Origin of the sequence: Meridianimarinicoccus zhengii (genome assembly GCF_003254465.1) — a bacterium.
In the GTDB taxonomy this organism is placed as follows: Bacteria; Pseudomonadota; Alphaproteobacteria; order Rhodobacterales; family Rhodobacteraceae; genus Meridianimarinicoccus; species Meridianimarinicoccus zhengii.
Genome location: NZ_QDFI01000068.1, coordinates 1 through 22,069, shown reverse-complemented (window position 1 = coordinate 22,069; position 22,069 = coordinate 1). Strand labels below are relative to the sequence as shown.

Genomic DNA, 22,069 nt, shown 5'->3' with positions numbered 1-22,069 from the left:
GGCGGCAGCGCGCCGGGCTCTGTCGGCGCCGCCGGCGCACCGGCCAGCGACACCAGCTTCACCGCCCGCTGGCCGCGTGACTGGCCCAGCCGCGCGACGGCTGCCACGCGGCCGTCGCAGCCCTGCAACACGACCTCCGCCACCGCGTGGCGGGGCAAGGGCAGAACCATGTCCGGCTTCAGCCCCGCCACAGTATCCAGTTGCAAGGTCAGGCGGCACAGCACGGCCTCCAGTTCCGCGGGCGCATCGGCCACGACACGACCAAGCGCCGCGCTGAAGGCCGCGCGTTCCGCCGCCTGCGGGTTCTCGGACTGTGCGACAGGCGTCGCTTCGGGCAGGGCGACGACGAGAGTGCCGCTACGCACGCCTTCTGCCATGTCGACAGCACAGGTCAGCACCCTGTAGGGCATGTCCGGCAGCAGGTGCGGCAACCGCGCGGCGTCGGCGATCCGGTCGCGCGGTTGGTATCCCGTGGCCCAGCCGTCCATGGCCTGACCGTCCAGCCGCCGCGCCAGCGCGTCGACCAGCACGCCGAGGAACCGGCGCAGCAGCAGCGCATCGGTCTGCGTGGCCGTCCGGGTCCCCACTGCGCCGGGCTTGATCCGTCCCGTGGTCAGCGCCTGCACCAGCCCCGACAAAAGGTTCGCATCAAGCCCCGCGACGCCGCGCAGCCGATGCGGACCTTGCAGCACGACCCACAGCCCGCCCTGCGGCAGCAGCGCGCCAAGCCCGGCGACCGGCGCCACGGCACTCTGGACCGTACCGCCCGCAAGCGCCACGCGCGCCGCATCCTGTCCCGCCCGCGACAGCGCCAGCCGCAGTGCATCCTCGACCCCCATGGCGCCATGCGCCGGCATGCGCCGTGCCATTCCGATCATGCGCCGCAGCGCCGTGGCCCCTGTATCCGACATCCGCATTCGTTCCATGCCTCGACCTCGGGGTACCCTGCACCGTCAGCCATTACCAATTCCTGAAAATGCCAGCCATCGGATCGCGCCAGCGACCGGTCCCGCGTCACGCGGCGCTGGCCGCCTGCGCGTCGGGCAGGATCACGCGAAAGCCCGCGCCGCCCTGCCCCGGCAGATAGGTCACGGACCCGCCCAGCTTGGCCATGATCTCGCGGCAGATGGCCAGACCCAGCCCCGCGCCACCGGCCGCCGACTGGTCCGACAGGCGCGAGAATTTCTCGAAGATCAACGCCTGGCTGTCCACGGGGATACCGTGGCCGTTGTCGATGAAATCCACCGCCAGCCGCCCGTCGAGCCGCGTGACCCGGATGCGCAGGCGCGGGCGCGGCGCATCGCAGTATTTCCGGGCATTGGCGATCAGGTTGATGAAGACCTGCGCCAACCGGTCGAGATCGGTGTGGATTTCCACCCCTTCAGCCGATTCCACCCGGTCGATGGTGAACGCACCTGCGGCATTGACCGCGCTCGTGGCCAGAACGGCCCGGTCGATCACGTCGCGCAGAAGCGCGCGTTCGGGTGCGATCGTGACCTTTCCGTGCTCCAGCACGTTGAGATCCAGCAGCGCATCGAGCAGACGTGTCAGCCGCATCGCTTCGTCCTGGATGATCCGCGAATAGCGGGTCTTGTCCGCGGAACTCAGGTCATCGGCAGACATCAGGATCTCGCTGAATGCCCGGATGGATGTCATGGGCGTGCGCAACTCGTGACTGATCTGGCTCAGGAACGCATCCTTCTGCACCGACAGCGCCGTGAGCTTCTCGTTGGCGTCGCGCAACTGCCGGGCGGTGCGGGCCAGTTCGCGCGATTTCTGCTCAAGCTGGGTCGAGTATTCCTTGATCTGCGCAGTCTCGTCGGCGACGGCCATCAGGTCCGCCACGGACACGGCGGTCCCGGAAATCATCTGGCCCGTCATCGCGTGGGCCGTCGCCGCGCCCACCGACCCCGCCAGCCGCCGCTCGAACCGGTCGATGAAATCGGGCGTGATCTCGGGCAGGTAGCCGACCTTGCCCTGGGCGCGGGCCTCGGCCCGGAACAGCGACTGGGCCTCGGCGGCACCGAGGATGCGCTGCGCGGTGATGAGCAGGTCCTCCGCCTCCACGCTGGACTGGCTCCAGCCCCTGCGGCTGGCGGTATAATCGAACACGTTCACGATCTGCGCGCCCTGCAGCCGCTCCAGCGGGGTCGGGAAACTGACGAGAGACCCGGTCACGAAGGCCGCGGTGTTCAAGACCATGCTCCACAGCACCGCGTGCACGACCGGGTCCAGCGCATCGAGCCCGAACAGCGCATGGGGACGCAACAGGGCGATGCCCCACGGCCCTTCGGCCATCATGCGCGCGCTGAACACCACGTCCGGCCCGAAGCTGGGCAGGAACAGCGTATAGAGCCACAACAGGAAACCAAGCCCGACGCCGCAACCCGCGCCCACCCGCGTCGCCCCGCGCCAGAACAGCCCGCCCAGCATGGCGGGCAGCACCTGCACCACGCCCACGAAGCTGATCAGCCCGATGGCCGCAAGTGCCGCCCCGCCACCCGAGAAACGGTAGTACAGATACCCCAGCCCGATCAGCGCCGCGATGGACAGCCGCCGCGATGTCAGCACGACCTCGCGCACATCCCCGGACACGGTGGCCCCCTCGGGGCGCAGGCGCAGCCATAGCGGCAGGACCACGTGGTTCGACACCATCGTGCTGAGTGCGATCGTCGCCACGATCACCATGGACGTGGCCGAGGAGAACCCGCCGAGGAACGCCAGCAGCGCCAGCCAGTCCTGCCCCAGCGCCATCGGCAATGTCACCACGAACAGGTCCGGGTTCGCGCTTGCGGGCAGTATTTCCAGCCCCACCACCGCGATCGGCACCACGAACAGGCTCATGAGCGCAAGATACAGGGGAAACGCCCAGGACGCGGTGATCAGGTGCCGCTCGTCGCTGTTCTCGACCACCAGCACCTGGAACATCCGCGGCAGGCACAGAAGGGCCGCACCAGACAGGAAGGTGAGCGCGAGCCACCTGCTCCCGTCCGTCGGCGCCGCCGCGATGGGCGACGCGTTGATCCGTTCGGCCATGGCGCCAAGCCCGCCGCCCGCGCCCCAGACGACGAACACCCCCACCGCCAGAAGCGCCGCCAGCTTAACCAGCGCCTCCAGCGCGATGGCCGTCACCACGCCGTGATGGCGTTCGTTGGCGTCGAGATTTCGGGTGCCGAACAGGATGGTGAAGGCGGTCATGCCCACCGCCAGCCAGATCGCCGTGGCATGCAGGTTTGGCGCCGGCCAGACATCTTCCGCGCTGCCCGCGAAGACGCTGAAGGACAGCGTCACCGATTGCAATTGCAGCGCGATATAGGGCGTGGTGCCGACCACGGCGAGCAGCGTGACCAGCCCGCCCAGCAGCGCCGACTTGCCGTAGCGGGACGAGATGAGGTCCGCCACGGACGTGATGCGCTGGGTTCGGGCCACGCGCACCAGCTTGCGCAGCAGCACCCACCAGCCAACCATGACCAGCGTGGGACCAAGATAGATGCACAGGTATTCAAGCCCGGACCGCGCCGCATAGCCGACTGCGCCATAAAAGGTCCAGCCGGTGCAGTAGATCGACAGCGACAGCGTGTAGATCAGGGGCGAGCGCAACCAGCCCACGCGGCCCGCGCGCGCACGCCGTTCCGCCCAGAATGCGACCGCGAACAGCACCGCCACATAGGCGAGGCAGACCTGGAGCAGCAGGTTGAAGCCCGGCATGTTCACACCGGCCCGTCATCCGGGGCCGCTGCCGGGTCGGGCCGGTGGGCGTCGCCCTGCGGCGCGCCTGCTTCGTCGGCAGGCGGGCTGGCGACATCCCGCAAGCGGCGGCCCAGCAGCGCGGCCCCCCCGACCAGAAGCGCCCAGACCCCGAAGATATAGACCCCGCGCTCGGCCAGACGCCGAGGCGCGTCGGACCCGCTCGGGCCAAGATCCCACAGCACCGGCACCAGCAGCAGGAACGCCCCGAACACGGGCAGCACCCATGCGGCATCGATCACGCGCCGCTGCCTGTATCCCTGCCGTGCGAGGAAAAGGGGCTTGTCACGCTGGTCCGGCACCGTCCTGCCCCCCGCCTCAATCCACGCGCCCGACAAGCGCGCGCAGCTTGTCGCGCACCTCGGCGTTGGAAAACGGCTTGGTCATGAAATCGCTGGCGCCAAGGCCCTCGGCCCGGCTGCGGTCCTTGGCCTGCCCCTTCGCGGTCAGCATCAGGACCGGCAACGCGCCATGATCCGGGTCCGCACGCAGGTCGCGCAGCACGTCGAACCCGCTGCGGTTGGGCAGCATCACGTCGAGCACGACAACGTCCGGGCGCACCCGCCCGATCTCGGCCATCGCCGTCGCGCCGTCGCTGTGGCACGACACGCGCCAGCCGTCGCGCGACAGGAAGAAGCGGATCGCCTCCATGATGTTGGGTTCGTCCTCGATCAACAGCACATGATGTCCCATCCTGCGCCTCTCCCCCTCGCGCGTCTCCGGCGCGGGTTCGGCCCGGCCTGTTGCCAAGACTATGCCGTCATCCCGCGCGGGCTGTCAAAGCGCCGGGCAGCGCCGCCGCACTTGCCCCCGACCCGGCATCGCCCAGGATCGACGGCTCGCGCCGCGCGGGGCAGCCATCCAGCGGGCAGACCCGGCAGGATGTGCCGATCCGCCCCAGCGGCGCGATCGCATCCCCGGGCGCCACCAGTTCGGGCGGCACGACCAGCATCGCGCTTTCGTGCACCGCGGGCCCGGCGAAGCCTTCCGGATAGGCTGGCTGCGCCATGGCGAAACACACGAAGCGTTCGTCTGGCCGCGCCGCATGTTCCAGAACCACCCGCAGCGGCGCCATCGGTTGCGCCAGCGCCCGGTAGAGCGGCCAGAGCGCACAGGCCGACCCGAAGCGCGGAACCGGCAATAGCGGCGTGGTCTTGCGCAGGGTCAGCGCGCCGGACCCGTCGCAGACCACCAGTCCGATCCCTGCGTCCGGCAGCGATGCCAGCCGCCGGAACACGGCGCCCATGGGCTGGCCGAACTGGGCCGCCAGCCGGGCCGGGTCATGGCCCGCGTCCTGCGCCGCGGCGGCAAAGGCGGCCAGCGGCATCGCCAGCGCCTCTGCCCGGTAGCGGCGCAGATAGGCGCGGGCCAGCGCCCGGCCCGCATCCGATTGCAGCGCCGGGGCATCGCGCACGATCCGGTCGATCAGGTCCGGCACACTGCCCTCCAGCGCCGCGACGTGGAACCCGGTGGCGTTCAGGAACGCCTCCAGCTCCTCCTGCGGGGTGACGACGCCCAGTTCCGGCTCCCCCTCGGCATCGAGATAGCCGACCAGCGCCGCCGCCCCGGTGGCCAGCCGCGCGCTGTCGTCATGCAGGTTGCGTTCGAAGCGCTTGCGCCAGTTGTCGTCGAGATCCTCCGTTTCCACCAGGATCGATGCCGTGGACTGGATCGCCGCCACCCGCGACAGCAGGTCATGCAGCGACGCCGACAGGAACGGGTCATGGGCCAACCGATCCGCCAGCCCTATCACCCGCGCCTCCAGCGCCGCGATGCGCCGGGCCTGCGTCGCGATCAGCGCCGACCAGCCGGGATACCGGCCCACCAGTTCGTCCACCCGGTCCAGCTCGACCGCGACATCGGGATGCGCCGCCGCCGCCGCGCCCATCTGGTCCAGCTGCTCGGTCTCGGCCCCCTGGGTCAGCACCGACACGTCCACGGCCAGCGCCCGTGCGATCCGCGTCAGCAGTTTGCCCGCGATCCGCCGCCGGTTGTGTTCGATCAGGTTGAGGTAGCTGGGCGAGATCTCGACCCGTGCGGCCAATTCCGACTGGCGCAGCCCCTGCGCGGTGCGCCGTTCGCGGATTCGGCTGCCGGTCAGCGCGCTGCGCGGCATGTGCGGTGTCCTCCCCGTGGCACCGGCCTGCGGTGCTTGAAGCAAGACTACACCGCCGCGCCGCGCCGTGACAGGAAATTTCCGCGCCGACCGTTGCTTGGCCGCCGCTTTACACGGTGCCGCACAGCAAGCGTCAGGATTTACAACCGTCGGCCGTCAGTGTCGCGCCTTCGCCTGCGCCGCGCGCAGCCGCCGCAGATAGGCGGCGAACAGCGCGCCCACAGGCAGGATCACGATATCGATGGCCCGCAGCGACCCCGCCTGCGCCACATGGATCGCCGCCGAGGCCACGAAGAACAGCAGCGCGGCCCCCAGTATCCAGACGCTGCGCTTCAGCCGCTTGATGTCGCGCGCGGTGGTCGTGTCGGTCATGCTGTCCATCCCGTTCGTCGGCGGCGCCGCACGCCAGGCCCGCGGCGCCCGTGGCGGCGCCCGGCATATCGCCCTGAACCGCGGCTGTCGAGCGTCAGACCCCCGACGGGATGTTCTGCGGATCGCGCTCCACCCGGCGCGGGGTATTCAGCGCCTTCCACCGGCTCAGGGCCTTGGCCGCCGACGGGAAAGCCGGGCGCGGCACGTAGCGGCCCCGCCCCGGCTGCGGGCCGGCATTGCTGCCCCATGTCCAGATGACCTCACCCCGTGACAGCGTGTGCCGCGCCTGCGCCGTCACCTCGATGCCTTCGAACACGTTGTAGTCGATGGCGGATTTCTGGTTCGCCGCGCGGATCGTCTTGGAGATCCTCGGATCCCACACCACGATATCGGCATCCGCCCCGGGCACCAGCGCGCCCTTGCGCGGATAGATGTTCAGGATCTTGGCGATGTTCGTCGATGTCACCGCCACGAATTCCTCGGGCGTGATCCGCCCCGTCTCCACCCCGCGGGTCCAGAGCACCGCAAGCCGGTCCTCCAGCCCGCCGGTGCCGTTCGGGATCTTCGTGAAATCCCCCAGCCCCATGCGTTTCTTCTCGGTGCCGAAGGCGCAATGATCCGTCGCCACCACCTGCAACGACCCCGCCGCCAGCCCGGCCCACAGCCCGTCCTGATGATCCTTGCTGCGAAACGGCGGCGACATGACCCGCCGCGCGGCATGGTCCCAGTCCTTGTCGAAATACTCGGACTCGTCGAGCGTCAGGAACTGGATCAGCGGCTCGCCGTAAACCCGGTGCCCTTTCTGCCGCGCGCGCCGGATCGCCTCGTGTGCCTGTTCGCAGGAGACGTGGACCACATACAGCGGCGTGCCCACCGCGTCGGCGATCATGATGGCGCGGTTCGCGGCCTCGCCCTCCACCTCGGGCGGGCGGGAATAGGCGTGGCACTCCGGCCCGGTGATCCCTTCTGCAAGGAACCGCTGCTGCAATTCCTGGATGATATCGCCGTTCTCCGCATGGACCATGGGCAGCGCACCCAGTTCCTTGCAGCGGGTGAAGGACGCGAACATCTCGTCATCCTCCACCATCAGCGCGCCCTTGTAGGCCATGAAGTGCTTGAAGGAGTTCACGCCCATCTCGACGGCGGTCTTCATCTCGTCAAAGATCTGCTCCGACCAGCCGGTGATCGCCACGTGATAGCCGATGTCGGTGGAGATCTGCGGCGCGGACTTGCGGTGCCAGTCGTTTATTGCGTTCACCAGTGACCCGTCCGGCCCCGGCAGCACGAAATCCACCAGCATCGTGGTCCCGCCGGTCGCCGCCGCCCATGTGCCGCTCTCGAAAGTCTCGTCGGCGGTGGTGCCCATGAAGGGCATTTCCATATGCGTGTGCGGATCGATCCCGCCGGGGATGACATAGGCGCCGGTCGCGTCGATCACCTCGTCGCCTTGTAGGTTTTCGCCGATCGCGGCGATGGTCTCCCCTTCGATCAGGATATCCGCGTCGAACTGCCTGTCCGCCGTAACGACCGTGCCGCCCTTGATGACCTTGGTCATGCCTGCCCCGTGTTAACCCTGTTGCCATGCCAGTGCATACCGTCCGGGCGGGGCTGTCAATCGCGAGGCCCGCTGGCGGCAGATTTGGGGGCCATGTCGTCAGCGGCAGACCTGCCCGCCCGCCGTGACCTCGTAAGATTTGAGCAGAAGGTGAAAGCCATAGGCCTTCGCCTGCCGGCAATAGGCCGCCCAGTCGCCACCGTTCTCGGTGAACTCCACCGCCAGGACCGGCTTTCCGGCCTGCACATAGGGCAGCGCATCTTCGCAGAAATCATAGTGGAAACATTCCTCGACCAGCATCCCGTCGAAGGTCCCCACCAGTTGCGGGACCAACTCGTCCGCGTTCTTTTGCAGGATCTTCATGCCCAGCCCGTGGGCATGGGCGGCCATCTCGCGGAAATAGACGACCGCGTCGGCGCTGGTGAACGGAAAGCCGGTGTCGTTGTCATGGGCGCCCATGTTGTCCGGTTCCACGCCCACGAACCCCATGGCCGCGCAACGGTCGAAGCGCGCCTTCATCAACGGCCAGACATGCACCCGGTCGGCCATGTCCACGTATTTCTCGTCCGGCCAGTCGCCGACCGTGTTGCCGATGACGCTGGCGGGAAAGGCGTCCGCATCGTCGCGCCACGGCTCCCACGTGCCGATGGAAACATAGCAGAAGGGCCGAACCCCGCGCGCCTTGAGCGCCGCGACTTGCGCGGACGTGACCCCCGTGGGCTCGACCACCAGTATCTGGACCGGAACGGACAGGTCATAGGGCGAGGTCAGTTGCCAGTCCCAATAGGCGTCCGCGCGGGCGCTGGCGGTCGCGGCCAGCAGCACCGCCAAGGCCGCGAGGATCGGGAACCGCCTAGCCATCGACCAGCCCGAGCCGGAGTTCGATGCGCGTGATCCGCTCGTCCATGCGGTCCACGCGGCGCGACAGGTTGGCATACTGCATTTCGAGCGTGCTCAGTCGCTCCCGGATCTCGCGCAACTCTTCCCCGTGGCGCGCAAGCGTGGCCTGGATCGCTTTGAGATGCTCCAGAAGGAGAGCATTCGTCACATCTCCAATAGGCGTATTTTCACCTTCACTCATTGAGATCATCACTCATGGCAATTGCCGTTTGGGCAATTGGAAGGCAGTATGCTCCATCAGCTTCATATACAAGATTTCCCTCCCAAGCGTTTCCCGTAACGGCATAATTGTCCCGAAGATTTTCGATGTAGATGTCGGCGATTTTTCTCGCATCTATCAACACAACTTCGGCAACATCTTGGAGAACATCCGCTGAATTTGCGGAGCGCATGACTGAAGCAACAAGCAACAAGCTATCGACAGACTTTTTTGTACGATCATAATCGTCTTGCTTGAGAGCAGTGCCTGCCCACTCCAAAGCTGAAGTATAGAATGCGGCACAACGAACTAGCGCGTAAGAACTTTCGGTGCTTTCTGTGACCGTCTCTTCTAATGGTCTCAGTCCGTCCGCGGCAATTGCCGTCGTACACAGACCAGAAGCGAGACAAAACGCGCTGAAATACTTTCGCTTCACCCCACAACTCCCGCCGTCTCCACCACGGCGTGCAGCAGCACGTTGGCCCCGGCGCTGGCCCAGTCCCTGATGATTTCCTCGGCCTCATTGTGGCTCAGCCCGTCCACGCAGGGGCACATCACCATCGCCGTGGGGGCGACGCGGTTGATCCAGCAGGCGTCGTGCCCCGCGCCCGACACGATGTCCCGATGGCTGTAGCCGAGCCGTTCCGCCGCATCGCGCACCGCCGCGACGCAGCCGGGATCGAACGTGACCGGGTCGAAATGGCCCACCGCCTCGATCTCGATCCCAAGACCCAGATCGGCCGCGATCTTCGGCGCCTCGTCCTCCAGCCGCACCTTCATCGCCGTCAGCTTGTCCAGATCGGGCGAGCGGAAATCCACCGTGAACACGGCGCGGCCCGGGATCACGTTGCGCGAGTTGGGATAGACATTCGCCTGCCCCACCGCCCCCACCGCGTCGGGCTGCGCGCCCATGGCGATGGTGTGCACCAGTTCGGTGATCCGCGCCATGCCCAGCCCCGCGTTGCGCCGCATCGCCATCGGCGTCGATCCGGTATGGGCGTCCTTGCCGGTCAGGGTGACCTCCAGCCACCACAGGCCCTGCCCATGGGTGACGACGCCGATATCCGCGCCCTCCGCCTCAAGGATCGGGCCCTGTTCGATGTGCAGCTCGAAGAACGCGTGCATCTGGCGCGCGCCCACCGGTTCCTCGCCCTTCCAGCCGATGCGGTCCAGTTCGTCGCCGAAGCGCAGCCCCGCCGCATCCGTACGCGCGTAGGCCCAGTCGAGATCGTGTTTCCCCGCAAACACCCCCGACGCCATCATGGCGGGCGCGAACCGCGTGCCTTCTTCGTTCGTCCAGTTGGTGACCACGATGGGATGGCGGGTGGCGATGTTCAGGTCGTTCAGCGTGCGCACCAGTTCCAGCCCCGCCAGAACGCCCAGCACGCCGTCATATTTCCCGCCCGTGGGCTGGGTGTCGAGATGACTGCCGACATAGACCGGCAGCGCGTCCGGATCTGTCCCTTCGCGGCGCGCGAACATCGTCCCCATGGCGTCCACGCCCATGGTCAGCCCCGCGTCCGCGCACCAGCGGGCGAAGAGCGCCCGCCCCTCGGCATCGGCATCCGTCAGTGTCTGGCGGTTGTTGCCGCCCGCCACGCCGGGGCCGACCTGCGCCATCGCCATCAGGCTGTCCCACAGCCGGTCGCCGTCGATCTTCAGGTTTTCGCCCGCCCCAGCCACGGTCACGCCAGCCCCTTCAGCACATCGGACAGCGTGCCGAACAGCTGGTCGATCTGCGGCTTGTCGATGATGAGCGGCGGCGACATGGCGATGATGTCGCCGGTCGTGCGGATCAGCACGCCCGCCTCGTAACAATCGAGAAACGCCTGGAACGCCCGCGCCGTGGGCGCCCCAGGCCGCGGTTCCAGTTCCACCGCCCCGATCAGACCCATGTTGCGGATGTCGATCACATGAGGCAGGCCGCGCAGGCTGTGCAGCCCCTCCTCCCAATACCCGGCGATCCCGGCAGCGCGGTCGAACAGTCCCTCCTCCCGATACACCTCCAGCGTCGCGAGGCCAGTGGCCGCGGCGATGGGGTTCCCGGAATAGGTATAGCCGTGGAACAACTCGATCAGATGCTCGGGCCCGTGCATGAACGCGTCATGCACCTCGGACGTGGCCAGCACCGCCCCCATGGGGATCGTCCCGTTCGTCAGCCCCTTCGCGGTACACATGAGATCCGGCTGCACCCCGAAATGATCCGCTGCAAAGGCGCTGCCCAGCCGCCCGAAGCCGGTGATGACCTCGTCGAAGATCAGCAGGATCCCGTGCGCCGCCGTGATCTCCCGCAGCCGCTCCAGATACCCCTTCGGCGGCAGCAGCACGCCCGTGGACCCCGCCACCGGCTCCACGATCACCGCCGCGATGGTTTCGGGACCGTGCAGCGCGATGATCCGCTCCAGATCCTCGGCCAGGTGCGCGCCGTGTTCGGGCTGGCCCTTGGAATACGCGTTCTCCGGCAGGTGCGTGTGGGGCATGTGATCTACCCCCGCCAGCAGCGCCCCGAAATGGCGGCGATTGTTGACGATCCCGCCCACCGAGATGCCGCCGAAATTCACCCCGTGATAGCCGCGCTCGCGCCCGATCAGCCGGGTCCGCGTGCCCTGCCCCTTGGCCCGCTGATACGCGATGGCAATCTTCAGCGCCGTATCCACCGATTCCGACCCGGAATTGGTGAAGAACACATGCTCCATCCCCGCGGGCGCCATGTCCCGCAGCCGCGCCGCCAGTTCGAACGCCTTCGGGTGCCCCATCTGGAACGCGGGCGCATAATCCAGTTCCGCCGCCTGTTTCTGGATCGCCTCCACGATCTTCGGGCGCCCGTGGCCCGCATTGCAGCACCACAGCCCCGCCGTGCCGTCCAGCACCTGCCGCCCGTCGGCGGTGGTGTAATGCATGCCCTGCGCCGCGACGAACATCCGCGGATGCGCCTTGAACTGGCGGTTCGCGGTGAAGGGCATCCAGAAGGCGGACAGGTCGTTCGGGGCGGAAGGCTGGTCGAGGGACATGGGTTCACCGATTGTGAGAGACCGCCCGAGCGTAACCGCAGCCCCCTGCCAGTCAAGCGCGCCCGTGACCGGAACCCGGCCCGCGCCCGCGGACCCGCGCAATTTTAACCGTCTCTGCTACAAATCCACACAAGCGCCATGTCCTGGGGTATTCTGCTAAAAGTTGATACAACCTCTCGCGGAGTTTTCGTCATGTCCCTCGCAGTCGCCCCCACCGCCGCAGCCGTTCAGCCGCTCCGCTCCGTCTATGCCGCCAACGCCGCCGCCGTGGCCCCCGCACAGCCCCCCGCAGCAGCCGCCCCGGCCGCGCGTGGCCGCGAGATGCCCGCCGCCTCGCACGTGGCCGAGATCGTCGTGACCGCCGCCGCCCGCACCAACGCCGCCGCCTACGACTGCCGCGTCACGGGTGCCACCGAAACCGTCACCGGCTTCGACCGCGTCGCCATGGTCAAGGAAGGCTTCGAGCACATGCGCACCCTGTTCGAACTCGCCAATGGCGGCGAAAGGACCCCCGCCTTCACGATGGTCGACGCCCGCGTGTGAACGGCGATGACGGACGCCGCCCCATGACCGAAGCCCAGGCTGCGCGCGGGCGTGGCGTGTCGCGGACCCTCAAGGTTGAATTCGCGCTGTTCTACGTGATCGTTCCGGTGGCGGGGGCGGTGCTGCTGCCCGCGAACGCGATGTTCGGCCTGCTGTTCGGGATGACGGCGCTGGGGCTGCTGCTGCTTCAGATCACGCCGGGATTCGGCTGGCACGAACTCACGCGCGGCTGGCACCGCGTCGACTGGGCCCGCGTCGCCGGTCTGGCGCTGTTGACCGCGGCCGCCGCCTGGGCGGTGCTGCAAGCGACCCGGCCCGGGGCGATGTTCTTCCTGCCGCGCGAGCGGCCGCAACTGATGCTGGCGATCGCGCTGCTCTATCCCCTGCTGTCCGCGCTGCCGCAGGAAATCGTGTTCCGGCCGCTGTTCTTTCGACGCTACGGCGCGCTGTTCGGGCATGAACGCCTTGCCCTGACGGTCAACGCGGCGGTCTTTTCGCTCGCGCATCTCATGTACTGGAGCTGGATCGTCGCCGCGATGACCTTCGTCGGCGGGCTCGCCTTCGCGGAAGCATATGCGCGCCGCGGCAGTTTTCCCACCGCGGTCGTGCAGCATGCCGTGGCGGGGATCGTCCTGTTCGCCATGGGCATGGGGGTCTATTTCTACTCCGGTGCCGTGACGCGGCCGTTCTGATCGGGCGCGGGCGGCGGGGCTATTCCGCCGCGCTCAAGTGTCCGCTCCGGGCGCCGGTATGGATGTAGTCGCGCGTCAGTGGCACCGCGTCCTGCGCGCGCGCCAGTTGGATCTGGAACACGTTGCAGCCACCGGCGCGGAACGACATCTCGCTCGCGGCGAGATAGAACCGCCACATCCGCACGAAACGCGGATCGGCCAGCACGGGGACAAGGCGGCGTTGCCCGGGGTCGGTCAGCGCCGCCTCGAACCGCTCCGACCAGTGTTGCAGGGTCCGCGCATAGTGCAGCCGCCAGACCTCCAGATCCGTGATCCACAGCCCGGCATGTTCCACCGCCGACGCGACCTCGGACAGGGCCGGGGAATAGCCGCCCGGAAAGATGTATTTCGCCAGCCACGGGCTGGTGCTGCCCGGCGGCTTCATCCGCCCGATGGTGTGAATCAGCGCCACGCCGCGCCCCGGCAGCCGGTCGCGCACCGTGTCGAAGAAGGACCGGTAATGGGGTACGCCGACATGCTCGAACATGCCGACCGACACGATGCGGTCGAAACGTTCGGTCACCTCGCGGTAGTCCTGAAGCCGGAAGGTCACACGATCCGCCAGGCCCTCGGCCTCGGCGCGCCGCTGCGCAAGGGCGTGCTGGTCGCGGCTGAGCGTCACACCCGTCACCTGTGCGCCATAGTCGCGCGCGAGCGTCAGCGCCATGCCGCCCCAGCCGCAGCCGATATCAAGCACCCGCATCCCCGGTTCGATGCACAGCTTCGCCGCGATATGGTGCTTCTTGGCCGCCTGCGCCTGTTCCAGCGTGCAGGACGGGTCGCGGAAATAAGCGCAGGAATACTGCCGGTCCGCATCGAGGAACGTGTCATACAGCGCCTGCGACAGGTCGTAGTGATGCGCCACGTTGCGGCGGGCGCGGCTGGCCGGGTTGAACTGGTCCAGGCGCCGCCGCATCTGCCGCAGCGCCATGCGCGGTGCCTGCCACCAGACCGGCAGATCGTCGGCGTGATTGCGCAGCAACAGCTCGATCAGGTCGGTCAGAGCATCACCCTCAACATCGATGGCCCCGTCCATGTAGCCTTCGCCCATGGCCATTTCGGGCCGCAGCACCAGCCGCCGGACGATCGCAGGGTCGTTCAGGCGGACGGTGACGGGCGTGCCGCTGCCATCGCCGTAGCTGCGCGCGGTCCCCAGCGGGTCGATCACGTTCAGCGTTCCGCGGCGCACCATTTTCCGGAGCATCCGGTCAAGAATGTGAGTCCACATGATGTCCATCCCCGTGGTTCAAGACTGTGAAATCCCGCGCAGGCTTTCAAGCATCCTGCGGCGTCCGGCGCGGACCGGCATGTTCTTGCGCGTCGAACCGGCGCCGGGGCGGTCGGATCGGTCACGGGAACGGCACCCCGTACCGGGCAATCCGACGCGGGGCACCGCGCGGGGGCCGGAGGGGCAGCGACCCGCTAATGTCCCCACGGTCCGCAAGGCGCCCGCTTCGGCCGCGGCGGGCCAGACACGCCGCCCGTGGCCGGGCAAGACCTGCGCACCCGCCGCCGGGACAGGGCGCAGGCCGTGCTTGCAGCGCTGCAGTGCGGCAAGCCGGTTGCGTCGGGTCAACCGGCGGGCTCTCTCCATCCGCGGCCCGCACCGCCAGTTTCGCACCACGCACCCCACCGCCCTTTTCCGACAGAAACGCTCTTGAATTCGGCGCCGGATGCCATTAGCCGATCCCCGACAAAACCACTCAGGAACAAGGCGCAGCCATGCACATCACGTTGACCCGCGCGCTGGCAGGCGCTGCGCTGGCTCTGTCCGGCGCGTCGGCACAGGCCGGGACGGAATACCCCCTCACGATTCAGAACTGCGGCCAGACCGTCACCTTCGAACGGGCACCCCGCAACACCGTGGCGCTTGGCCAGAACAGCGCCGAGATCATGCTGCTGCTGGGTCTCGGGGACCGGATGGCCGCCACCGCCTTCTGGCCGAACGCGGTGCTGCCCGAAGTGGCCGAAGCCAATCGTGGTGTCCCGCTCATCACCGTCGAGTTTCCGACGCTGGAATCCGTGCTCGCGCAGCAACCCGATTTCGTGGCCGCGATGCTGACGACGCTGCTCGGGCCGGACAGCAAGGTCGCCAAGCGGTCGGATTTCGCGGACCTCGGCATCCCCACCTATCTGTCGCCAAGCGCGTGTTCGACCACGCTCGATGCCAGCGATGCCTACGGCTCGCGCGACGAGCTCTGGAGCATGGACCTGCTCTACAAGGAGATCGAGGACCTGTCGCGGATCTTCGACGTGGCCGATCGCGGGCAGGCCCTGATCGCGGATTTCAAGGCGCGCGAGGCCGCCCTGCGCGCACGGTTCGCCGAAGACGACGACCTGACCTTCCTGTTCTGGTTCTCCAGCCCGTCCCCGGCCGATGACGCCTATCTGGGCGGCGGCAACGGACCGTCAGGCTACATCGCGGACCTGCTTGGCGGCGCCAACGCGATCACGACCGAAGCGGACTGGCCCGCCGTGGGCTGGGAAGGCATCATGGCCGCCGACCCGACCGTCTTCGTCGCGGCACAGGTCGACCGCAACCGCTGGGACCTGGACACCGCGGAAAACAAGATCGAATTCCTCACCTCCGACCCGACCGTCAGCCAGATGGACGCGGTGCGCAACGGCCGCATCGTGGTCATGAGCGGGGCCGCCATGAACCCGAGCATCCGCACACTTTATGGCGCCGAACAGGTGGCCGAACAGCTCAAGGCGCTCGACCTTCCGTGATGGCATCCGATGCGCCCGATGCGCCCGGGGACGGGGCGACCCGCCTTGTCCTATTCCTCTGCCTGTCGCTGGTGGTGCTTACGATCGCCGTCGCCGCCGCGACGGCGATCGGGGACTACAACATCGCGCCAAGAACCGTGGTCCTGTCGGTCACCAACGAACTGGGCCTGACCGGCGCCGATATCGCCCCGATCGAACAGAGCGTCGTGTGGAACCTGCGCCTGAGCCGCGCGCTGGTGGCGGCACTGGCCGGGGCCGGGCTGGCGATCTGCGGCGCGATCCTGCAGGCGCTGCTGCGCAACGCGCTCGCCGAACCCTTCGTGCTGGGCGTGTCGGCGGGGGCGTCGACCGGGGCGGTCTGCGTGATCGTGCTGGGCATCGGTGCGGGCAGCCTGTCGCTGTCGCTGGGGGCGTTCGCCGGGGCCTTCGCCGCCTTCGCGCTCGTGGCGCTGCTGTCTAACGGGGCGACGAGCGGGCCGAACCACACGATCCTCGCCGGTGTCGCCGCCTCGCAACTGTTCAACGCCCTGACCTCCTACATCGTCACCACGTCCGGCAACGCCCAGCAGGCACGCGATGTCATGTTCTGGCTTCTGGGCAGCTTCGGCGGCGTGCGCTGGCCGGATTTCCAGCTTCTCCTCGCCGTGGTGATCGGCGGCCTGGGCGTCTGCATCTGGATGGCCCGGTCGCTCGACGCCTTCACCTTCGGGGACGAGGACGCCGCGGCGCTGGGCGTGCCGGTGGCGCGTATCCGGCTGGTGCTGTTCGGGGTGACCGCGCTGCTGACCGCGACCATCGTCAGCATGGTCGGCGCCATCGGCTTCGTCGGGCTGGTCGTGCCCCATGCGGCGCGATACGTCGTCGGGCCGTTGCACCTGCGGCTGCTGCCCGCCTGCGCCGTGGTCGGCGCGGTCTTCATGGTGGTCGCCGACATCGCCGCGCGGGTGATCGCCACACAGCAGACCGTGCCCATCGGCGTCGTGACCGCGCTTGTCGGCGTACCCTTCTTCGCGATCATCCTCTACCGCGCGCGGCCGCAGGCATGAGCGTCGTCGCCCGGAACCTGACATGGGGCGTGCCGCGCAAGACCATCGTTTCGGACGTGTCGCTGACGGCCGCACCGGGCGAAACGCTGGGCTTGATCGGTCCCAACGGATCGGGCAAGTCGTCCCTGCTGCGTCTGCTGGCCGGTCTGAAGACCCCGGCGTCGGGAAGGGTCGAGATCAATGGTCAGGACATCGCCCGGGTCTCTCGTAAGGCCCTGTCGCGGCAGGTCGCCTTCGTCCAGCAGAACGCCGCGACCGACACCAACGTCACGGTGCGCGACGTGGTGCGGCTGGGCCGGACGCCGCACCGCTCGGCCCTCGCCGGCTGGTCCGAAACCGACGAGACCGCGGTGGCCCATGCCCTGGCCCGCGTCGACATGACATCCCGCAGGGCCCAGCCGTGGCAGACCCTGTCCGGGGGCGAACGTCAGCGGGTGCATATCGCGCGGGCGCTGGCACAGACCCCGCAGGTGATGTTTCTCGACGAACCGACCAACCATCTCGACATCCATCACCAGATCGAGATCCTGCGCATGGTGCGCGATCTCGACCTGACCAGCGTCATCGCCCTGCATGACCTCAACCTTGCGGCCATGTTCTGCGACCGCATCGTCGTGCTGGAGTCCGGGACCGTGCGCGCCACCGGCACGCCCGCCGCCGTGCTGACCCGCGCGATCCTGCGCGACGTGTTCCGGGTCGACGCACAGGTCAGCGGAACGCCCGATGCCGGTCGGCCGCATATCCGGTTCAGCCCGGAATGAGACGGCGCGCGGCCAGCGGTCCATCCGGTGCGTTGGCGGGGGACCGGGCGTCCCGGCCCGTGGCGCCCGACCGGCCGTCGCGCCTGCGGGTCGCACGGTGACGGCCATTCTGCGCCCCGCCGCGAACGAACCGCTGGGCATCGCGCTGCGGGTGCTGTCGACGCTGGCCTTCGCGGTGATGGGCGCCTGCGTCAAGGCCCTTGGCGACGGCGTGCCGCTCGGCCAGGTGGTGTTCTTCCGGTCGGCTGTCGCCTTGCTGCCGCTCGTCGCTTTCCTGTGGTGGCGCGGCGACTGGCCCCGCGGTCTGACGACCCCGCGCCCGCTGGGTCATGTCGCCCGGTGCCTCATGGGCGGCGCGGCCATGTTCACCTCCTTCGCGACGATCCGCCTTCTGCCCCTCGCCGAGGCGACGATGCTGTCCTATCTCGCACCCGTGATGCTGGCGCTGCTCGGCTGGGCGCTGCTGGGCGAGGTGCTGACCGTGCGGCGGATCGGCGGTGTCGCCCTCGGCCTTGCCGGGGCGGCGGCCTTCTGCCTGCCCGCCTTCACCGGGGCTTTGCCCGAAGCGTCCGGACTGGGCGTCGGCCTTGGCCTCGTGACCGCCGTTCTGACGGCCGGGGCGCTGATCCAGGTGCGCCGCCTGACGCTGATGGGCGAGAACGCGGGCGTCATCGCCTTCTGGTTCGCCATCGTCTCGGCCTTTGGCGGCCTTGCGACGCTTCCCTGGGGATGGGTCTGGCCCGACGCGGCGACCGCCATGCTGCTGATCGGCACCGGCCTTGCGGGCGGTGTCGCCCATATTCTCATGACCCTGTCCTTCCGCCACGCCGACGCCTCCGCGCTTGCGCCGTTCGAATACCTCTCGGTGCTGTGGGCGGTGGTGCTTGGCCTTGCCTTCTTCGCCGAACTGCCGGGGCTGGCCTTCCTCCTCGCAGGGCCGCTGATCCTGACCAGCGCCATCATCGCGCGGCCCGCAAGATCAAGATGACCCGGCGCGCGCCGCCGCGCATCCCGTGATACCCGGCGAAACCTGCGGATGCCCGGTGGCGGCCTGCGGGGAAGACACGCTCCTTCCGCCGCGACTTTGGCCTTGCGGTGCGACCGCCTGCGCGCCCGAAAACGCGAGGCCCTGGCGACACGCCCCGGTCATACAAGAGTCATACGAAAGTCATACACGAGTCATACGCGTATCCTGACGCGGTCCGACCGCCTATTCCGCCGCGCGCCGGGCGGCGGGATTGTTTTGATGGGTGGTCCAGTTCGCATAGTCTGGCGACACCACCTGCCCCGTGCGCGGGTCGGTCGCCCCCGCCGCCATCGGTACCATCTCGATGCAGCCCTCCACCGGACAGACATTGACGCACAGGTTGCAGGCCACGCATTCTTCGTCGATCACCTCGAAAATGCGCCCCGGTTTCATGGCGATAGCCTGGTGGCTCGTGTCCTCGCAGGCGGCATAGCACCGCCCGCACCCGATGCAGGCATCCGGATCGATGCGGGCCTTGGCGACATAGTTGAGGTTCAGATACTGCCAGTCGGTCACGTTGGGCACCGCCCGCCCGGACACGTCGGCCACCGAAGCATATCCCTTGTCATCCATCCAGTTCGACAGCCCGGTAATCATCTCCTGCACGACCTTGAAGCCATAGGTCATGACCACCGTACAACACTGAACATTCCCCGCCCCAAGCGCCAGGAACTCCGCCGCGTCGCGCCATGTGGTGACCCCGCCGATGCCACTGATCGGAAGCCCGCAAGTCTCGGGATCTCTTGCGATTTCCGCCACCATGTTCAGCGCGATGGGCTTCACCGCAGGCCCGCAATACCCCCCATGCGTGCCCTTCCCGTCGATCATCGGCTCCGGCGACATCGTGTCGAGGTTCACCGACGTGATGGAATTGATGGTGTTGATCAGGCTCACCGCGTCCGCGCCACCGGCCTTCGCCGCCCGCGCCGGAGCCCGGATATCCGTCACGTTTGGCGTCAGCTTCACGATCACCGGCATCCGCGTCGCCTGCTTACACCAGCGGGTAACCATCTCGATATACTCAGGAACCTGCCCCACGGCGCTGCCCATGCCGCGTTCGGACATGCCGTGCGGGCAGCCGAAATTCAGTTCCACACCGTCCGCCCCCGTCTCCTCCACCAGCGGCAGGATTCCCTTCCAGCTTTGCTCGTCGCAGGGCACCATCAGGCTCACGACCATCGCCCGGTCCGGCCAATCGCGCTTTACCGCCTTGATTTCGCGCAGGTTCACCTCCAAAGGGCGGTCGGTGATCAGCTCGATGTTGTTCATGCCCAGCAACCGCCGGTCCGCGCCCCACACGGCGCCATAACGCGGCCCGTTCACGTTCACACAATGCGGGTCGAGCCCGAGGGTCTTCCACACCACGCCGCCCCACCCTGCGGCGAATGCGCGGCGGACATTGTATTCCTTGTCCGTGGGCGGGGCCGAGGCCAGCCAGAACGGGTTGGGGCTGCGGATGCCCACGAATTCGGTCGTCAGATCGGCCATGGTCCGGTGTTCCCTGTCACTCTGCCGCGATGCGGCCGGCGCCGGTCAGGCGCGCGTGGATGTCCTCTGCCGCATCGCGCCCCTCGGCTACGGCGGTGACGGTCAGGTCAGCCCCGCCCAACGCGCAATCGCCACCCGCCCAGACATCAGGCAACGCGCTGCGCCCCGGCCCTGTCACGGTGATCTTGCCACCCGCGATCTCCAGCCCGCCCGGGGCCGGGCCGAGCCGTTGGCCGATGGCCTTGAACACCTGGTCGGCGGGAAGGACGAAATGGTCGTCCGGCCGCACGGCACCACTGGCTGGATCGGTCGCGGCGAATTCCACCCCCTTCACCACCCGGTCGCCGAGCAGCCGCACCGGTGCGGCACCCGTCATGACTTGTACCCCCTTGGACGCCGCATGAAGCAGCTCGTGCTGGGATGCGCCCATCCTGTCGCGCGTGCGGCGATACACCATCGTCACCCGCTCCGCGCCCAGAAGCTTGGCCTGCACCGCGGCATCAACCGCCGTCATGCCGCCGCCGATCACGACCACGCGGCGCCCCACGGGAATGCGGCGCTTGTCGCCGGCCTGCCGCAGATCGGCGATGAAATCCACCGCATCATGGACATGGGCAAGGGCATCGCCCTCTGCCCGCAGCGCGTTCACCCCGGTCAGCCCGAGCCCGAGGAACACGGCGTCGTGGTCCTCGCGCAGTTCGGCCAGCGACAGGTCGCGACCCATCTGGACGCCGGTGTGCATCGTGATACCGCCGATCCCCAGGAGCCACGCCAGTTCGGCCTGCGCGAACCCGTCCGGCGTCTTGTAGGCCGCGATGCCGTATTCGTTCAGCCCGCCGGGCTTGGGCCGCGCATCGAAGACCGCGACGTCGTGGCCATGGAGCGCCAGCCGGTGGGCGCAGGCCAGACCCGCCGGCCCCGCCCCGACCACGGCCACCCTGAACCCCGTGGACGCCGCGCGGGCATAGGGCTGCGGACCCGCCGCCATCAACGCGTCGGTCGCATTGCGCTGCAGCCGCCCGATCTCCACCGGCTTTGCCTCGGCCGTCTGCCGTACGCAGGCCCCTTCGCACAACGTTTCGGTCGGGCAGACGCGGGCGCACATGCCGCCGAGGATATTCGCGTCGAGGATCGTGCGTCCCGCCGCCCGCGGCATGCCGGTCTGGATCTGCCGGATGAACAGCGGGATGTCGATTTCGGTCGGGCAGGCCGCGATGCAGGGCGCGTCATGGCAGAAATAGCAGCGATCCGCCGCCACCAGCGCCGCATGGGGGTCGAGCGGCGGATGAAGGTCGCAGAAATTTCGCGCGTAATCCTCGGCTTGAAGCCTACCGGACACCACGCCGGGTGTCTGCGATGTGTGCGCCATGCCTGCGGTCCTCCCCTCGGGCGGGGGGCCGCGACGCAGCCCATCCTGCCCCGTGGTCTCGTGGGCGATATCGGAGCGTCACCAGCATTCCGGCAAAAATCAAGCCTTCCCGCGCGCGAATGTGACACGCGGCCCATGCGCAATCTTGACCTGCGTTACTTTTCACCGTTTTGCAAAGGGTGTAAGACGCACCACCGGGGCCGTGGCGAACAGGCAGCAAACCGGCACCGAGGCTTGAGGCTGAGCGAGGATACCATGACCCAAACGTCCCACGGCGATGACGTCGCTTTCATCCGTGCACTTGCGGAATTGCTGCGGGAGAACGACCTCACCGAACTGGAGGTCAAACGCGAGTACGCCGAGGACAACGCGCTGAACGTGCGCGTCATGCGTGCACCGCCCGCCGTCATGCAGGCCGCCCCGGCGCCCGTCGCCGTCCCCGCGCCCGCGGCCCCCGCCCCGATGCCGGCGGCC

General features: G+C 68.2%; 21 protein-coding genes and 1 pseudogene. 7 read left to right on the top strand and 15 right to left on the bottom strand.

Annotated features, from left to right (window positions below):
- The 12 genes from DDE13_RS17645 to DDE13_RS17595 form a co-directional block, all read right to left on the bottom strand.
- Nucleotides 1-911: FliM/FliN family flagellar motor switch protein (locus DDE13_RS17645; RefSeq protein ID WP_162631069.1), on the bottom strand; the 911-nt coding region annotated here is incomplete at its 3' end.
- Nucleotides 912-1,014: 103 nt separating this feature from the next.
- Nucleotides 1,015-3,708, bottom strand: coding sequence for a sensor histidine kinase (locus DDE13_RS17640; RefSeq protein ID WP_111405584.1), 2,694 nt, complete (start codon nt 3,706-3,708; stop codon nt 1,015-1,017).
- Between the two features lie 2 nt (nt 3,709-3,710).
- Nucleotides 3,711-3,989, bottom strand: a complete 279-nt coding sequence (locus DDE13_RS17635; RefSeq protein WP_235868758.1) for a hypothetical protein — start codon at nt 3,987-3,989, stop codon at nt 3,711-3,713.
- 76 nt (nt 3,990-4,065) lie between these two features.
- Entirely contained in the window at nt 4,066-4,440 is a 375-nt protein-coding gene (locus tag DDE13_RS17630; protein ID WP_111405583.1) for a response regulator transcription factor, read from the bottom strand.
- Nucleotides 4,441-4,507: 67 nt separating this feature from the next.
- Nucleotides 4,508-5,863 (bottom strand): helix-turn-helix domain-containing protein, encoded by a 1,356-nt coding sequence (locus DDE13_RS17625; RefSeq protein WP_111405582.1) that lies wholly within the window; start codon nt 5,861-5,863, stop codon nt 4,508-4,510.
- 156 nt (nt 5,864-6,019) lie between these two features.
- The gene (locus DDE13_RS17620; protein ID WP_162631068.1) at nt 6,020-6,235 is read right to left on the bottom strand and encodes a hypothetical protein; all 216 of its coding nucleotides are present in this window, start codon (nt 6,233-6,235) and stop codon (nt 6,020-6,022) included.
- A 94-nt stretch (nt 6,236-6,329) separates the two neighbouring features.
- Nucleotides 6,330-7,790 carry a dihydropyrimidinase gene (hydA, locus tag DDE13_RS17615; RefSeq protein ID WP_111405580.1) on the bottom strand — a complete coding sequence of 487 codons (1,461 nt, stop codon included), beginning with the start codon at nt 7,788-7,790 and terminating at the stop codon, nt 6,330-6,332.
- 99 nt (nt 7,791-7,889) lie between these two features.
- Nucleotides 7,890-8,651, bottom strand: a complete 762-nt coding sequence (locus DDE13_RS17610) for an endo alpha-1,4 polygalactosaminidase (protein WP_162631067.1) — start codon at nt 8,649-8,651, stop codon at nt 7,890-7,892.
- Nucleotides 8,644-8,838, bottom strand: a complete 195-nt coding sequence (locus DDE13_RS17605) for a hypothetical protein (RefSeq protein ID WP_222626128.1) — start codon at nt 8,836-8,838, stop codon at nt 8,644-8,646. Before DDE13_RS17605 ends, DDE13_RS17610 begins: the two co-directional genes overlap by 8 nt.
- A 25-nt stretch (nt 8,839-8,863) precedes the next feature.
- Entirely contained in the window at nt 8,864-9,325 is a 462-nt protein-coding gene (locus tag DDE13_RS22985; RefSeq protein ID WP_162631066.1) for a hypothetical protein, read from the bottom strand.
- Complete coding sequence (locus DDE13_RS17600) at nt 9,322-10,572, bottom strand: Zn-dependent hydrolase (protein ID WP_111405588.1); 1,251 nt, start codon at nt 10,570-10,572, stop codon at nt 9,322-9,324. The genes DDE13_RS22985 and DDE13_RS17600 overlap by 4 nt, the downstream gene beginning before the upstream one ends.
- A 2-nt stretch (nt 10,573-10,574) precedes the next feature.
- Nucleotides 10,575-11,900 (bottom strand): aspartate aminotransferase family protein, encoded by a 1,326-nt coding sequence (locus tag DDE13_RS17595; RefSeq protein WP_111405577.1) that lies wholly within the window; start codon nt 11,898-11,900, stop codon nt 10,575-10,577.
- Between the two features lie 192 nt (nt 11,901-12,092).
- Here DDE13_RS17595 and DDE13_RS17590 point away from each other — a divergent pair, with 192 nt between their 5' ends.
- Nucleotides 12,093-12,443 (top strand): hypothetical protein, encoded by a 351-nt coding sequence (locus tag DDE13_RS17590; RefSeq protein ID WP_111405576.1) that lies wholly within the window; start codon nt 12,093-12,095, stop codon nt 12,441-12,443.
- A 23-nt stretch (nt 12,444-12,466) separates the two neighbouring features.
- Nucleotides 12,467-13,135 (top strand): CPBP family intramembrane glutamic endopeptidase, encoded by a 669-nt coding sequence (locus DDE13_RS17585; protein ID WP_111405587.1) that lies wholly within the window; start codon nt 12,467-12,469, stop codon nt 13,133-13,135.
- A 19-nt stretch (nt 13,136-13,154) separates the two neighbouring features.
- On the opposite strand, the gene DDE13_RS17580 is transcribed toward DDE13_RS17585, so the two are convergent.
- Nucleotides 13,155-14,402, bottom strand: coding sequence for an SAM-dependent methyltransferase (locus DDE13_RS17580; protein WP_111405586.1), 1,248 nt, complete (start codon nt 14,400-14,402; stop codon nt 13,155-13,157).
- A gap of 494 nt (nt 14,403-14,896) precedes the next feature.
- Between DDE13_RS17580 and DDE13_RS17575 the strand changes: the two genes are divergently transcribed.
- The 4 genes from DDE13_RS17575 (at nt 14,897) to DDE13_RS17560 (ending at nt 18,699) form a co-directional block, all read left to right on the top strand.
- On the top strand, nt 14,897-15,904 hold the full coding sequence (locus DDE13_RS17575; protein WP_111405575.1) for an ABC transporter substrate-binding protein: 1,008 nt from the start codon (nt 14,897-14,899) through the stop codon (nt 15,902-15,904).
- Nucleotides 15,904-16,950 carry a FecCD family ABC transporter permease gene (locus DDE13_RS17570; RefSeq protein ID WP_111405574.1) on the top strand — a complete coding sequence of 349 codons (1,047 nt, stop codon included), beginning with the start codon at nt 15,904-15,906 and terminating at the stop codon, nt 16,948-16,950. Before DDE13_RS17575 ends, DDE13_RS17570 begins: the two co-directional genes overlap by 1 nt.
- Nucleotides 16,947-17,711: an ABC transporter ATP-binding protein gene (locus DDE13_RS17565; protein ID WP_111405573.1), complete on the top strand. Its 765-nt coding sequence runs from the start codon at nt 16,947-16,949 to the stop codon at nt 17,709-17,711. The genes DDE13_RS17570 and DDE13_RS17565 overlap by 4 nt, the downstream gene beginning before the upstream one ends.
- A 97-nt stretch (nt 17,712-17,808) precedes the next feature.
- On the top strand, nt 17,809-18,699 hold the full coding sequence (locus DDE13_RS17560; RefSeq protein ID WP_235868757.1) for a DMT family transporter: 891 nt from the start codon (nt 17,809-17,811) through the stop codon (nt 18,697-18,699).
- 222 nt (nt 18,700-18,921) lie between these two features.
- Here the strand turns inward: DDE13_RS17560 and preA are convergent, their stop codons facing one another.
- Nucleotides 18,922-20,226: an NAD-dependent dihydropyrimidine dehydrogenase subunit PreA gene (preA, locus tag DDE13_RS17555; RefSeq protein ID WP_111405571.1), complete on the bottom strand. Its 1,305-nt coding sequence runs from the start codon at nt 20,224-20,226 to the stop codon at nt 18,922-18,924.
- Between the two features lie 16 nt (nt 20,227-20,242).
- Nucleotides 20,243-21,595: an NAD(P)-dependent oxidoreductase gene (locus DDE13_RS17550; protein ID WP_111405570.1), complete on the bottom strand. Its 1,353-nt coding sequence runs from the start codon at nt 21,593-21,595 to the stop codon at nt 20,243-20,245.
- Between the two features lie 255 nt (nt 21,596-21,850).
- Between DDE13_RS17550 and DDE13_RS17545 the strand changes: the two are divergent.
- A pseudogene (locus DDE13_RS17545) lies at nt 21,851-22,069 on the top strand (acetyl-CoA carboxylase, biotin carboxyl carrier protein); the annotation flags it as partial.